Raw genomic sequence first — 13,027 nt, 5'->3', positions numbered from 1 at the left:
TCGTTAGGTGACCTGGCAACTAACGCGTCGTTGCGTTGCGAATTGTGAAGATGCCGTTCCCCCGAGTTGGAGGGGCTAGTTGGAGCTATTACTGCTTACCTCGGAGCTGCATCCCGACCCGGTCCTGCCGTCGTTGTCGCTGCTGCCCCACACCGTCCGTACGGCGCCGGCGGAACCGTCCTCGTTGCTCGAGGCCGGGACGGCGGACGCCGTGCTCGTGGACGCGCGCACCGATCTGTCGTCCGCGCGAGGACTTTGCCGGCTGCTGAGCACGGCCGGCCGATCCGTGCCCGTCCTGGCGGTCGTCAGCGAGGGTGGCCTGGTCGCGGTCAGCGCGGACTGGGGCCTGGACGAGATCTTGCTGCCGAGCACGGGCCCCGCCGAGATCGACGCGCGGTTGCGGCTGGTGATCGGGCGCCGCGGCGGGCTGGCCGACCACGAGAGCGCCGGCAAGGTGAGCCTGGGTGAGCTGGTGATCGACGAGGGCACCTACACCGCGAGGCTGCGTGGGCGCCCGCTCGACCTGACCTACAAAGAGTTCGAGCTGCTCAAGTACCTGGCCCAGCACGCGGGGCGGGTGTTCACCCGCGCGCAGCTGCTGCACGAGGTGTGGGGATACGACTTCTTCGGCGGCACCCGCACCGTCGACGTGCACGTACGCCGACTCCGCGCCAAACTCGGCCCCGAATACGAGGCGTTGATCGGCACCGTCCGCAACGTCGGATACAAGGCCGTCCGGCCCGCCCGCGGTCGCGCACCGATCGCGGGCCCCAATGAGGATGACGGCGTCGACGACGTCGAGTCCGAGCCCGAAGAACTGCCAGAGCCGCTGGGCGACCCGTTGCGCAGTCAGTGACCGCACCCGTCTGGCGCTCGACGCTGACCGCGGACGAGCAGCGGCAAGTGCGGGAACTCGTCACGGCCGCAACGGGATTCGATGGCGTGGCGCCGGTCGGCGAACAGGTGCTACGCGAGCTTGCGCACGACCGCAGCGCGCATCTGCTCATCACCGAGGCCGACGAGATCGTCGGTTACCTCAATCTTTCGCCCGATGCCGCTATGGCCGAACTCGTGGTGCAACCGCGGCTGCGCCGGCGTGGCTTCGGGACGGTGCTGGCGCGGTCGGCGTTGGCCAAGACCGCCGGGCGCAACCGGTTCTGGGCGCACGGCACCCTCGAACCGGCGCGGGCCACCGCCTCCGCGCTCGGTCTGGTGCCGGTGCGCGAACTGCTGCAGATGCGGCGCACGCTGCGGGACACGCACGGCCTGATTCGCCCCGTGCCCGGCGTGCGGGTCCGCACGTACGCCGGCAGCGGCGATGACGCCGAGCTGTTGCGCGTCAACAACGCCGCCTTCGCCGACCACCCCGAGCAGGGCGGCTGGACCGAAGCCCAGCTGGCCGAGCGGCGCAACGAGCCGTGGTTCGACCCGGCCGGTTTGTTCCTCGCGTTCGACGACTCCGGCGGCGACGAGGCGGGCAAGTTGCTGGGCTTCCACTGGACCAAGGTGCACACCGATCAAGGCGGCCTGGGGGAGGTCTACGTCGTCGGCGTCGATCCCTCCGCGCAGGGTCGGGGTTTGGGGCAGATGCTGACGGCCGTCGGTATCGCGTCGTTGGCGGATCGGCTGGCCGACGCGGCCGAGCCGACCGTCCTGCTGTACGTGGAGTCGGACAACGTCGCCGCCGTGCGCACATATCAGCGCCTGGGCTTCAGCACCTACAGCGTGGACACCGCCTACGCGGTCGCCGCCGACTGACCCGAGCGCGCCCCGCACCCGGTTGTTCACCTGCTTTTGGTAGTGAGACCCGCGGCGAAGCATATTTCGCCGCGACCTGGCAACCTGTTGGGGGGTTGGGTCGGCGAGTGCGTCAGGAAGCGGGTTCGGTGAGGCTCGACAGGGGAGGCAGAGCGCTGACCGCGCTCGCCGCGGTGGCGGCGATCGGTGGTGGCGCGATGACCGGCTGTGGGGGTGACCAGAACCGCCACGCCGCGTCGCCGGCGGCGGCCTCCGGGCCGACCGGCACGGCCGGCTGTAACGGCAAGAACAACCTGACGGCGGAGGGCTCGACGGCACAGCAAAACGCGATGGCGCTGTTCAACCAGGTCTGGGGCCAGTACTGCCCGGGCAAGAGCGTGTCATACAACCCGACCGGTTCCGGGGCCGGGCGCGAGCAGTTCATCGCCGGCCATGTCGACTTCGCGGGCGCCGACTCCCCGCTGGCCGCCGGCCAGATCGGGCCGGCCGCCGCCCGCTGCGACGGGAACCCGGCGTGGGACCTGCCGCTGGTGTTCGGACCGATCGCGTTGGTCTACAACCTCGCCGGGATCCCGCCGCTGGTGGTCAGCAGTGACGCGCTGGCCAAGATCTTCAGTGGGCGGATCACCGCCTGGAACGACCCGATCCTGGTGGCTCTCAACCCCGGCGTCCCGCTGCCCAACACCAAGATCACCCCGATCTACCGGATGGATTCGTCGGGAACCACGGACAACCTGCAGAAATATCTGACGGCCGCCGCACCGCAGAGCTGGACCAAGGGCGTCGGCAACGAGTTTCAGGGCGGGGTGGGCGAGGGGGCCACGAAGTCTGCCGGTGTCGTTCAGGCCGTGCGGGGCATGCCGGGCGCCATCGGGTACGTCGAGAAGGGCTTCGCCGACCAGGCCGGCATGCCCTACGCCCAGATCGGCACCAACAAGGGTGCCGTCATCCCGCTCACCACCGAGACTGCCGGTAATGCCGTCCGCGCGGCCAATTTCGTGGCCGACGGCAACGACCTGGTGCTCGATCTCAATCCGATGTACGCCTCCCAGGAGCCGGGCGTCTACCCGTTGCTCATGGCGACGTACGAGATTGTGTGCTCGAAGGGCTCCGACTCCGACACCACGGGGGCCATCAAGTCGTTCCTCACGGTGGCCGCCGGCAGCGGCCAGGCCGATCTGCCATCGGCCGGCTATGTGCCGCTGCCCGACAAGGTCAAAGAGCGACTGGTTGCCACGATCAATGCCCTGCAGTGACGGCGTGGACCACGCCTTGCGGCGCGAGGGGACGTTACCGGGCATGATGTACATCCGGGACCGGCGCCGACGCCGGTGTGAACCCGCTCCCCGCCGAGCGGTTGTGGGGGGCCGCCCCAACCCTCATCCTGGTGTTCGCCACCATCAAAACAGCGGGGCCCGGGTCGGAGCGGATTCGGTGGCACGAAGAAGGCATAGGCAGGAGCAGTAAGAGTGGCCAAACGGTTGGACCTCAAGGCCGTCAACATCTACTACGGTGCGTTCCACGCGGTCGCGGATGTGACGCTGTCCATCCTGCCGCGCAGCGTCACGGCGTTCATCGGCCCGTCGGGTTGCGGCAAGACGACGGTGCTGCGCACGCTCAACCGGATGCACGAGGTGGTCCCCGGCGGACGGGTGGACGGCAACGTGCTCCTGGACGACGAGGACATCTACGGCGCCGGCGTTGACCCCGTCGGTGTGCGCCGGGCAATCGGGATGGTGTTCCAGCGGCCGAATCCGTTCCCCGCCATGTCGATTCGTGACAACGTGGTGGCCGGCCTGAAGCTGCAGGGGGTGCGCAACCGCAAGGTGCTCGACGAGACCGCCGAATACTCGTTGCGCGGCGCGAACCTGTGGGATGAGGTCAAGGACCGGTTGGACCGGCCGGGCGGCGGATTGTCCGGAGGCCAGCAGCAGCGGTTGTGCATCGCGCGGGCGATCGCGGTGCAGCCCGACGTGCTTCTGATGGACGAGCCGTGCTCCGCGCTGGATCCGATCTCGACGATGGCCATCGAGGAATTGATCAGCGAGCTCAAGCAGGACTACACCATCGTCATCGTCACCCACAACATGCAGCAGGCAGCCCGAGTCAGCGACTACACCGCGTTCTTCAACCTGGAAGCCGTCGGGAAGCCGGGGCGGTTGATCGAGGTCGACGACACCGAGAAAATCTTCTCCAACCCCAGCCAGAAGGCCACCGAGGATTACATCTCCGGCCGCTTCGGCTGAGGCTGGCGCGTTTTCGCTTACTGCGAGGCGGGTTTCGCTTCTTCTTCGGGCAGCCTGCCGGTCGCCTGGAAGATGACCCGCCTCGCCACCTCGACGGCGTGGTCGGCGAAGCGCTCGTAGAACCGGCCCAGCAGGGTCACGTCGACGGCGGCCGCCACGCCGTACTTCCACTCGCGGTCCATCAACACCGAGAACAGATGGCGGTGCAGATCGTCCATGGCGTCGTCCTCTTCGCGGATCCGGGCGGCCTTCTCCGGATCGCGGGACATCACCACCTCTTGCGCGCTGTTGCCCAATTCGACTGCCACCCTGCCCATTTCGGCGAAGTACCCGTTGACCTCTTCGGGCAGCGCGTGCTGCGGATGCCGGCGGCGAGCGATCTTCGCGACGTGCAGGGCCAGCGCACCCATCCGGTCGATGTCCGCCACCATTTGAATCGCGCTCACGATCGACCTCAGATCACCGGCGACCGGCGCCTGCAAGGCCAGCAGCACGAAGGCGCTTTCCTCGGCCTGGGCGCTCAGCGCCGCGATCTTTTCGTGGTCGCTGATGACCTGTTCGGCCAGCACCAGGTCGGCCTGCAACAGGGCTTGGGTGGCCCGCTCCATCGCGATGCCCGCCAGCCCGCACATCTCGCCCAGTCGCTCGGATAGCTCCGCGAGCTGCTCGTGGTAGGCGGTCCGCATGTCGCCAAGCCTACGTTCTCGGCGCGGAAAAGGGGCGGTGGAGCGCCGCCAAATGCGCTTATTCGCAGGTGGTGTCGGCGGCGTTGGTGACGGTCAGGTCCTCGGGGAGCTTGGCCGGGGCGCTGCCGGAGCCGCGTTCGATCTGCAGGCTGATCGACGAGCCGCTCGGTTGCGGAGTGGCGACCGACTTGAAGTCGGGTCCGAGCACCACCTGCACCACCTGCCCGTAGCCGGAGACGCGCTGCACCTTCGCGTTGGTGAACGAGGACGCGACGGTCGCCGCGGCCTGCTCGTTGCCGGGCGAGAACAACACGGTCGTGGTGTTGACGGAGCTCGGGTAGTCGTCCGGTGTCATCACGTTGAAGCCGCTGCGCTTGAGCTGGCTGGTCGCGGTGGCCGCCAGCCCGCTCTGCGTCGTGGCGTTGGAGACCCGCACGGTGACGTCGCCCGGGGTGGTCGTGGTGACCTGTTCCTGTCGGGGCTCGGGCGGCGCGGTCGGCGCCGGCGCCTTCTTGGTGGCGGGCGCCTTCGTCTGACCCGATTTCTCGTCGGAGGTTCCGAGATTCTTTGCGTTCTGGTCGTTTTCCTCGGGCAGCGGATCATCGTTGATGATGGCGTCGAACAGTGCGCGCATGTCCGCCATGCGCGGCGGCTCGTCGCCGTTCTGATCGGTGACGCCGGTCGGCACGGTGACGAACGTGACGTGCCCGGCCGCCATGCCCTGCAACGACTGGCCGAGCTGAATCAGGTCCTTCGACTGCACGTTGTCGACGATGGTGTCGCTGATGAACATGTTGACCACGCTGTTCAGCTTGTTGAGGTCCAGCAGCGTGTCCTCGGAGATCAGCGAACGCAGCAGCGACGACAGGAACAGCTGCTGGCGTTTGATGCGGCCGTAGTCCCCGTTGGTTTCGGTGGTGACCTGCCGGGCCCGCACGTAGTTGAGGGCGGTCGGGCCGTCCAGGACCTGGCGGCCGCCGTGTTCGAGCACGGTGCCCAACTCGTAGTCGTGCAGCGCGGTTTTCGAGCACACCTCGACGCCGCCCAGCGCGTCGACCATCTTGGCGAACCCGGAGAAGTCGACGGCGATGAAGCGGTTGATGCTCAACCCGGACAGTTTCTGGATTTCCTTCACCAGGCATTTCGGCCCGCCGAAGGCGAATGCGGAGTTCAGCTTGGTCTCGGTGTAGACCATCTTCGGGCCCCAGGTCTTGGTCTTCGCGTCGTAGAGGGGCCCGTATTTGCCCGTGTCCGGGTTCCACGCCTCGCATTGCATCGGGGTGATCGCCAGGTCGCGCGGGAACGACACCGCCACCACGCGTTTGCGGTTGGCCGGGATGTTGACCAGCATCACCGTGTCCGATCGCGCGCCGCCGGCGTCCTCGGTGTCGCCGGCGCCCATGTTGGCGTTGTCGCCGGCGCGCGAATCCATGCCGACGATCAGGAAGTCTTCGTCGCCGTATTGCCCGTTGCGGTCGCGAATGTCATCCGAACCCTGGTCGAGGGCGCTGATGGTGTTGAGTCGCGCGTTCTTCGACGTGCTCCACTGCCACGCCCCGCCGGTCATGGCCACGGCGAGCACGGCGAGCAGCGCGGCCACCGAACGCCCCGCCAGCAGTATCGGCCGGTGGCGGCGGCCCGCTTTCCCCTCGCCGGCGGCAGGCGCCCCATCCGAGGCGGGCTCGTCGTCGCTGCGGTGGTCGGACAGGTCGGGAAGTTCGGAGACCGCATCCAGCGAGTAGGCGAGCTCCTCGATCACCTGCGTCTGCTGCAGCTCTACCGGCACGCCCGGTTCGGGCTCGGCGGGCTCTTCCTCGGGCTCGGCGCGGCGGTGCGTGGACCGGCCGGTCTGCGGCGCACCGAGTTTGGCGATCAGATCGGCGACGCTGAGCCCGCCCCCGGTGTGGGACCCGGAATCGTCCTCATCGTCGGCCTGCGGCGGGAGGGCATCTACCGTGGTCTCGGCCTGCCAGAGATGGCGGCTGTCGTCGGACGGGGGCTCCGAGAACCGCTCCCACGGGGCGGCGCCCAGCGCTGCCCGCCGAGCGCCGCGAGTGGCGTCGTCCTCGGCGTCACTCATGTCCTACCGGCCTCCGAAGCTCCGATGCAGATGTCAGCGTGTCCGTGCAAATGCCGCCAGCGCTTGGAGTGTCAGCGCTGCGGCTCATGCCACCCGTGGGCCGCACTCCTTTGTCGCGGTCGGGTGGCGGCGCGTTACCGATCCGCAGGAACGCGCAATGCGGCAAGGTCCACATGGTACTGAGTAATCGGTCGAGACGCGATTTCGAGCGGTGGATCAGCCGCCGGAGTGCATCACGTCGGCACCGGCCGGGACGGTGCAATCGTCGGGGTCGGCCAGCCAGCCTTCGGGCAGCGCCACCCGGGCCGGTGAGCCCTGCCGGCCCCGCGGGCCGCTCGCCGCGTCCGGGAACGGCACGGTGGGGTCCAATTGGCTTAGCAGCGAGTCGAGTTCGTTGAGGGTCTTGACCATCGCCAGCGCCCGGCGCAGCTCCGAGCCGGCCGGAAAGCCGTGCAGGTACCAACCGATGTGCTTGCGGATGTCGCGCATGCCCTTGTCCTCGCCGAAGTGCGCGGCCAGCAGCCGCGCGTGCCGGCGGACGATGTCGGCGACCTCGCCCAACGTGGGCGGGCTGGGGGCCGGGCTATCGGTGAACGCGGCCGAGAGCTCGGCGAAGAGCCAGGGCCGGCCCAGGCAACCGCGGCCGATCACGACGCCGTCGCACCCGGTGGTGGCCATCATGGTCAGGGCGTCGCTGGCGTCGTAGATGTCGCCGTTGCCCAGCACCGGAATCGTCCGCACGTGCTGCTTGAGCAGGGCGATCTGCTCCCAGTCGGCGGTGCCGGAGTAGCGCTGCGCCGCGGTGCGGGCATGCAGCGCGACGGCAGCGGCGCCCTCGGCCTCGGCGATGCGGCCGGCGTCGAGGTGCGTGCGATGCTCGTCGTCGATGCCGACGCGGAACTTGACCGTCACCGGGATCCGGGTGCCTTCCGTGGCGCGCACCGCCGCCGCGACGATCTGCCCGAACAGCCGGCGCTTGTAGGGCAGCGCCGCGCCGCCGCCGCGCTTGGTGACCTTGGGCACCGGACAGCCGAAATTCATGTCGATGTGGTCGGCCAGGCCCTCGTCCGCGATCATCTTGGCGGCCGTGGACGTGGTCGCCGGGTCCACCGTGTAGAGCTGCAACGAGCGGGGCGACTCGTCGGGCGCGAAGGTCGTCATGTGCATGGTGGCCGGGTGCCGCTCGACGAGCGCGCGCGCCGTCACCATCTCGCAGACGTACAGCCCGCTGACGGTGCCGACCTTCGCCTGTTCCAGTTCCCGGCACAGCGTCCGGAACGCGACGTTGGTCACACCCGCCATCGGGGCCAGCACCACCGGGCTGGGGAGCGCGATGGGACCGATCCGCACCGCTTGGTTACCGCCGGCTCATGGTCAGCGTGCCCGCGGTCCGGTGCAGCTCGAACGCGGTGGTCCTCTTGCCGGTGCGGGCTTCCCGCTCGAGCTGGCGCTGCTTGGAGATCTCGAACTTCTCGCAGGTTTGCTCGAGTTCCTTGATCAGCAGCGCGAGGTCGTCGCGCATGGCGGCCGCCTCACCGGTGAAGTCCTCGCGCTCGAAGATGCGCCATTTCTTCAGCACCGGCATGACCACGTCGTCGAGGTGAATGCGCGGGTCGTACACGCCACCCACGGCGATGGCGACGGCCTTCCGGCGGAACTCAGGTACCTGATAGCCCGGCATCTGGAAATTGCGCAGCACCTTGTGCAGCGACTTCATCGCCTGGTTGGGCGCCGCGCTGAACCCGGCGTCGCTGACGTCGCGATAGAAGATCATGTGCAGGTTCTCGTCGGCCGAGATCTTCGCCAGCAACTGGTCGGCGATGGTCTCATTGCAGGCCTTGCCCGTGTTGCGGTGGGAAATCCGGGTCGCCAGCTCCTGGAACGTCACGTAGATGACCGAGTCGAAGAGGCTCTCGGCGAACAGGTCGGCGCGAATCTGCTGGTTCTGCCCCGGGCTGAAGCCGCGGTTCACCACCTCGATGCGGAGCTTCTCCAGCTCGACGGGGTCGACGGCGCGGGTCACCACCAGGTAGTCGCGCAGCGCGATCCCGTGCCGGTTCTCCTCGGCGGTCCAGCGATTGACCCACTGGCCCCACGGGCCGTCCAAGCCGAAGTTCATCGCGATCTCGCGGTGGTATGACGGCAGGTTGTCCTCGGTCATCAGGTTCTGCACCATCGCCACCTGGGCGAGGTCGGAGAGTTTGCTCTGCTCCGGATCCCAGTCCTGGCCGCCGAGCGCGTAGAAGTTCTTACCGTCCGACCACGGGATGTAGTCGTGCGGGTTCCAGTCCTTGTGCATGCTCTCGTGGCGGTTCAGGTATTGCTCGACGAACGGCTCGAGCTCGTGCAGCAGCTGTAGGTGTGTCAGCTCGGCTGACATGGGGCCTCCAGTTATCTGTGTCGGCGGGTAGCAGTCAATATATCTGTGTACTTCAGTAGCATCAAGCTGCCTGGCCGCGCGTCGCGTCACGGTTGAGTTCCACTTTTCGAAACGCCCGATCGGCCGCGCAGGCCTTCAGGGTTGCCGCCGGGCTGCGGCAGATAAACACCTGGTCGCGCGCTACCCGAGCTCGGGTGCCGGCACGTAGGGGGCCGCCGTGATGTACAGCATGTTGACGCAGTAGTCGATGAACTGTTGGCGCGTCGCGCCAAGCCGCCCGTTCAGGTACGCGGTGAACAGGCTCGACAGGCCGCCGATCAGGCTGGTGGCGATCATCTTCTCCAGCACGGGGTCGCCGATCCGGGACAGCTTGCGCTGCAGCAGTTCGATGAAATTGGGCATCCACTCCGCGCCCGAGCGGGTCAATATCGGCTCGGACGCCGGCGCCAGCAACAGCACCCGCCCGCGGACCGGGTCGTCGACCATCAGCTCGACGAACTTTTCGACGGCTTCGCGCGGGGTATTCGCCGACGTGAGCGCGCTCATCGCGCGCGTGCACACGTCGTCGTACACCGCGCGCACGAATTCGTCACGGTCCGAGAAACTTTCGTAGAAATAGCGTTCGGTCAGCGCGGCCTTGCGGCACACGGCGCGCACGGTTAGCGCCGGCCGAGCGTCGCTGCCGAGCAACTGCACGCCGGCGTCGATGAGGTTGTCGCGACGAAGGGCGAGGCGATCCCCCAAGGGGACGCCGGTCCAGCGGCCCCGGCGTTGACCGGACTGCACATCGCTCCTAAGCTCGAAACTGACAACGCATGTAGTCAGTTTGCCGACACCTGTAGGAATTCACTAGTGACTCAACATACGTCCGCACCGGTGCCACCGACCAGCGGTCAAGGCGCGCCCGAAGCGTCCGGTGCCGTAGCCGAAGGCTGCCCGGTGTCGGCGATGGGCTACGAGGCACCGCCGACGCCGCTGGGCCCGGACTCGCTGACCTGGAAGTACTTCGGCGACTGGCGCGGGATGTTGCAAGGGCCGTTCGCGGGCTCCATGCAGAACATGCACCCGCAGTTGGGCGCCGCGGTGGAGCAACACTCGACGTTCTTCCGCGAACCGTTGCCGCGGGTGATGCGGTCGCTGTACCCGATCGGTGGCGTGGTCTTCGACGGCGACCGGGCTCCTATTACGGGGGCGGAGGTCCGCGACTACCACACCGACATCAAGGGCGTGGATGACCAGGGGCGCCGGTATCACGCACTGAATCCCGACGTCTTCTATTGGGCGCACTCGACGTTCTTCATGGGCACAATCCTGGTGGCCGAACGGTTCGGGGGAGGTCTGACCGAGGCCGACAAGCGCCAGCTCTTCGACGAACACGTTCAGTGGTATCGGATGTACGGCATGAGCATGCGGCCGGTGCCCCAGAGCTGGGAAGAGTTCCAGGCCTACTGGGATCACATGTGCCGCAACGTATTAGAGGACAATTATGCGACGCGGGCCGTGCTGGATCTGACCCTGTATGACAAGCTGCCGATCGCTCCCTGGCTCCCGGATTGGTTGTGGGGCGGCCTGACCAGGCTGTCGCGGCCGTTCTTCGTCTGGCTCACCGTCGGCCTGTATCACCCGGCCGTGCGCGAACGGCTGGGCTTCCAGTGGTCCGACCGCGACGAGTGGTTGCACCGCCGCTTCGGCAACCTGGTGCGGCTGATCTTCGCGTTTGTGCCGCCCAGGTACCGCAAGCACCCGAGGGCCCGCGCCGGCCTCGACCGCGCGGCCGGGCGCATCCCGGCCGACGCGCCCCTGCCCCAGACGCCGGCGCGCAACCTGCCGCCCGTGGAACAGCGTGGCGACCCGAAGCATTACTGCCCCGTGGTCTCCTGAGCCGCCGCGCCCACGCTATGGGTGGGAGTGACCGTGAACGTCTTCCAGGCCGGCCTGGTGCACGTGCTGATGAGTGTGCTCGGTCCCGTCGCCGTGGGTGTGTGAGTGCTCGTGCTGCACGTGTTCGTGCTCATGCGTGGTGTGCGCGTGCGCGTGCATGAAGTCGCCATGGTCGTGTTGGTGTTCGTGGGGCGTGTCATGGGTGTGTTGCTCGGTCACCGTTGAGTCTCCTCGGGTCAACTGCGCTGTGCTGCTTCGGTATTCACTTGGCGTCGCTGCGCCGCCGGTTGGCCGGGCGGGCCGATTCGTTGACGGCCTTGAGCCCGGCATCCCCGCGGTGATGGCCCGGCACGCCCGGTCCGGCGTGTTCGGCGTTGAAGACGGCGTCGATGACGAGCTGGCGGACGTGATCGTTCTCCAGGCTGTAGAAGATCGTGGTTCCCTCGCGGCGGGTGCTGACCAGGCGCGCCATTCGCAGTTTCGCCAGGTGCTGGGAGACCGACGGCGCGGGCTTGCCGACGTGCTCGGCCAGCTCGTTGACCGACATTTCCCGGTCGGTCAGCGACCACAGCACCTGCACGCGGGTGGCGTCGGCCAGCATCCGGAAGACCTCGACCACCAGGCTGGCCTGGTCGTCCGGCAACCGACCTGCGCTATTATCTGCATGCATACGCAAATAGTAGTCAAGATGGCCGGTGCTCGCCAGCGGTGATCTCGCTCAGGTTGGGACGACCGTCGACCGGCGCTGACCGCCGTTGCGTTCGTTCCAGAACCGGTACACCTCCACCGCGCCATCCTGCGGCCGGTAGCGCATGGGCAGCCGCCGCTGGTCCCAGCTCTTGGCGAATTCGTCGTAGAAGGTGGACACCTCGAAGTACTTGCGGTCGTCGAGGTAGTACTGCTCGTAGTCCTCGCGCGTGATCAGGAAGATGACTTCCTTGGGTGAGCAGTAGTACAGCGAGCCCAGGCACATCGGGCAGGGATGCGCCATCACGTAGATCGTGGCGTCGACGAGGTGCTCGGTGCCGAGCTTCGTGCACGCCTCGCGGATGGCCAGGATTTCCGCGTGCGCGGTCGGGTCGTTCGTCTGGGCCACCTTGTTGGCGCTCTCGGCCAGGACCTGGCCGTCCTTGACGATCACCGTCGCGAATGGGCGACCACCCTCGGCGACGTTTTGGCGAGCCAGGTCGATCGTCCGCTGCGCAAAGTCGGTCACACGTCGCAGGGTAGTCGCGCCGGGGCTGGGAATCGGGCCGGCGATACTGATAGATTGCCTATTTAATTTGGTCGGGATGAGGGAGCACCATGGCGCGCACCGATCGTGATCGTTGGGATCTGGCGACGAGCGTGGGGGCGACGGCGACGATGGTCGCGGCGCAACGGGCCCTGTCCTCCGACGCCAAATTGATCGACGACCCGTACGCGGCGCCGCTGGTGCGCGCCGTCGGCATCGATGTCTATGTCCGGATGGTCAACGGCGAAATCCCGGTCGGCGGGGATGCCGAGTTCAATCCGCACCGGATGGCGCGCAGCATGGCTTGCCGCACAAGGTTTTACGACGACTTCTTCCTGGAGGCGACGCGGGGCGGCATCGGCCAGGCGGTGATCCTGGCGTCGGGCCTCGACGCGCGCGCCTACCGCCTGCCGTGGCCGGCCGGCACCGTGGTCTACGAGGTCGACATGCCGGAGGTGATCGAGTTCAAGACCTCGACCCTCGAGGAACTCGGCGCCGAACCCACGGCCGAGCGGCGCACCGTTGCCATCGACCTGCGCGACGACTGGGCCGCGGCGCTGCGCGGCGCGGGATTAGATGCGCAGGCCCCGTCGGCGTGGAGCGCCGAGGGCCTGTTGGTGTATCTGCCGGAGGAGGCCCAGGACGCGCTGTTCGACAACATCACCGCCCTGAGCGCCCCCGGCAGCCGCCTGGCCTTCGACTTCGTGCCCGACACCGCGATTTTCGCCGACCCGCGCTGGCGCACGCACTACGAACGGATGA

At 67.7% G+C, this 13,027-nt stretch carries 14 protein-coding genes and 1 pseudogene; 7 read left to right on the top strand and 8 right to left on the bottom strand.

Annotated features, from left to right (window positions below; all coding sequences use genetic code 11):
* The first annotated feature begins 79 nt into the window (after positions 1-79).
* The 5 genes and pseudogenes from A5680_RS09870 to pstB all read left to right on the top strand — a co-directional run bounded on the left by A5680_RS09870 (position 80) and on the right by pstB (position 4,004).
* Positions 80-856 (top strand): response regulator transcription factor, encoded by a 777-nt coding sequence (locus A5680_RS09870; RefSeq protein ID WP_055403502.1) that lies wholly within the window; start codon positions 80-82, stop codon positions 854-856.
* A complete protein-coding gene (gene mshD / locus A5680_RS09865; protein WP_067818759.1) occupies positions 853-1,758 on the top strand; it encodes a mycothiol synthase in 906 nt (301 codons plus the stop codon). The genes A5680_RS09870 and mshD overlap by 4 nt, the downstream gene beginning before the upstream one ends.
* Positions 1,759-1,886: 128 nt before the next feature.
* Entirely contained in the window at positions 1,887-3,014 is a 1,128-nt protein-coding gene (gene pstS / locus A5680_RS09860; RefSeq protein WP_067818756.1) for a phosphate ABC transporter substrate-binding protein PstS, read from the top strand.
* A gap of 28 nt (positions 3,015-3,042) precedes the next feature.
* Positions 3,043-3,160: pseudogene (locus A5680_RS26230) on the top strand (phosphate ABC transporter, permease protein PstA); the annotation flags it as partial.
* 67 nt (positions 3,161-3,227) lie between these two features.
* Positions 3,228-4,004: a phosphate ABC transporter ATP-binding protein PstB gene (gene pstB / locus A5680_RS09855; RefSeq protein ID WP_055403499.1), complete on the top strand. Its 777-nt coding sequence runs from the start codon at positions 3,228-3,230 to the stop codon at positions 4,002-4,004.
* 17 nt (positions 4,005-4,021) lie between these two features.
* On the opposite strand, the gene phoU is transcribed toward pstB, so the two are convergent.
* The 5 genes from phoU to A5680_RS09830 all read right to left on the bottom strand — a co-directional run bounded on the left by phoU (position 4,022) and on the right by A5680_RS09830 (position 9,936).
* A complete protein-coding gene (phoU, locus tag A5680_RS09850; protein WP_055403498.1) occupies positions 4,022-4,690 on the bottom strand; it encodes a phosphate signaling complex protein PhoU in 669 nt (222 codons plus the stop codon).
* Positions 4,691-4,748: 58 nt separating this feature from the next.
* The gene (locus A5680_RS09845) at positions 4,749-6,770 is read right to left on the bottom strand and encodes an LCP family protein (protein WP_067818753.1); all 2,022 of its coding nucleotides are present in this window, start codon (positions 6,768-6,770) and stop codon (positions 4,749-4,751) included.
* A gap of 216 nt (positions 6,771-6,986) precedes the next feature.
* The gene (gene dusB, locus A5680_RS09840; RefSeq protein WP_067818750.1) at positions 6,987-8,120 is read right to left on the bottom strand and encodes a tRNA dihydrouridine synthase DusB; all 1,134 of its coding nucleotides are present in this window, start codon (positions 8,118-8,120) and stop codon (positions 6,987-6,989) included.
* Between the two features lie 7 nt (positions 8,121-8,127).
* Positions 8,128-9,150: an acyl-ACP desaturase gene (locus A5680_RS09835; protein WP_055403495.1), complete on the bottom strand. Its 1,023-nt coding sequence runs from the start codon at positions 9,148-9,150 to the stop codon at positions 8,128-8,130.
* Positions 9,151-9,330: 180 nt separating this feature from the next.
* Positions 9,331-9,936, bottom strand: coding sequence for a TetR/AcrR family transcriptional regulator (locus tag A5680_RS09830; protein WP_055403494.1), 606 nt, complete (start codon positions 9,934-9,936; stop codon positions 9,331-9,333).
* Between the two features lie 66 nt (positions 9,937-10,002).
* Between A5680_RS09830 and A5680_RS09825 the strand changes: the two genes are divergently transcribed.
* Positions 10,003-11,031 (top strand): oxygenase MpaB family protein, encoded by a 1,029-nt coding sequence (locus A5680_RS09825; RefSeq protein ID WP_067818747.1) that lies wholly within the window; start codon positions 10,003-10,005, stop codon positions 11,029-11,031.
* Between the two features lie 15 nt (positions 11,032-11,046).
* Here the strand turns inward: A5680_RS09825 and A5680_RS25135 are convergent, their stop codons facing one another.
* Genes A5680_RS25135 through A5680_RS09815 form a run of 3 tightly spaced genes read right to left on the bottom strand, consistent with a single transcriptional unit; the run spans position 11,047 to position 12,247 of the window.
* Entirely contained in the window at positions 11,047-11,250 is a 204-nt protein-coding gene (locus tag A5680_RS25135; protein ID WP_082459866.1) for a zinc transporter Slc39a7, read from the bottom strand.
* 43 nt (positions 11,251-11,293) lie between these two features.
* Positions 11,294-11,701 (bottom strand): metalloregulator ArsR/SmtB family transcription factor, encoded by a 408-nt coding sequence (locus tag A5680_RS09820; RefSeq protein WP_067818744.1) that lies wholly within the window; start codon positions 11,699-11,701, stop codon positions 11,294-11,296.
* 48 nt (positions 11,702-11,749) lie between these two features.
* Entirely contained in the window at positions 11,750-12,247 is a 498-nt protein-coding gene (locus A5680_RS09815; protein WP_055403491.1) for a nucleoside deaminase, read from the bottom strand.
* Between the two features lie 89 nt (positions 12,248-12,336).
* On the opposite strand from A5680_RS09815, the gene A5680_RS09810 reads away from it, so the two are divergent.
* A partial coding sequence (locus A5680_RS09810; protein ID WP_067818741.1) for a class I SAM-dependent methyltransferase occupies positions 12,337-13,027 on the top strand: 691 nt, incomplete at its 3' end.

Source organism: Mycobacterium sp. E2989, from assembly GCF_001667595.1.
GTDB lineage: Bacteria > Actinomycetota > Actinomycetes > Mycobacteriales > Mycobacteriaceae > Mycobacterium.
This window is presented reverse-complemented; position numbering and strand designations above follow the sequence as displayed.

Coding starts and splice junctions, on each gene's coding strand:
- phoU (WP_055403498.1), bottom strand. CDS start 4,690: ATGCGGACCGCCTACCACGAGCAGCTCGCGGAGCTATCCGAGCGACTG.
- A5680_RS09845 (WP_067818753.1), bottom strand. CDS start 6,770: ATGAGTGACGCCGAGGACGACGCCACTCGCGGCGCTCGGCGGGCAGCG.
- A5680_RS09835 (WP_055403495.1), bottom strand. CDS start 9,150: ATGTCAGCCGAGCTGACACACCTACAGCTGCTGCACGAGCTCGAGCCG.
- A5680_RS09820 (WP_067818744.1), bottom strand. CDS start 11,701: ATGCATGCAGATAATAGCGCAGGTCGGTTGCCGGACGACCAGGCCAGC.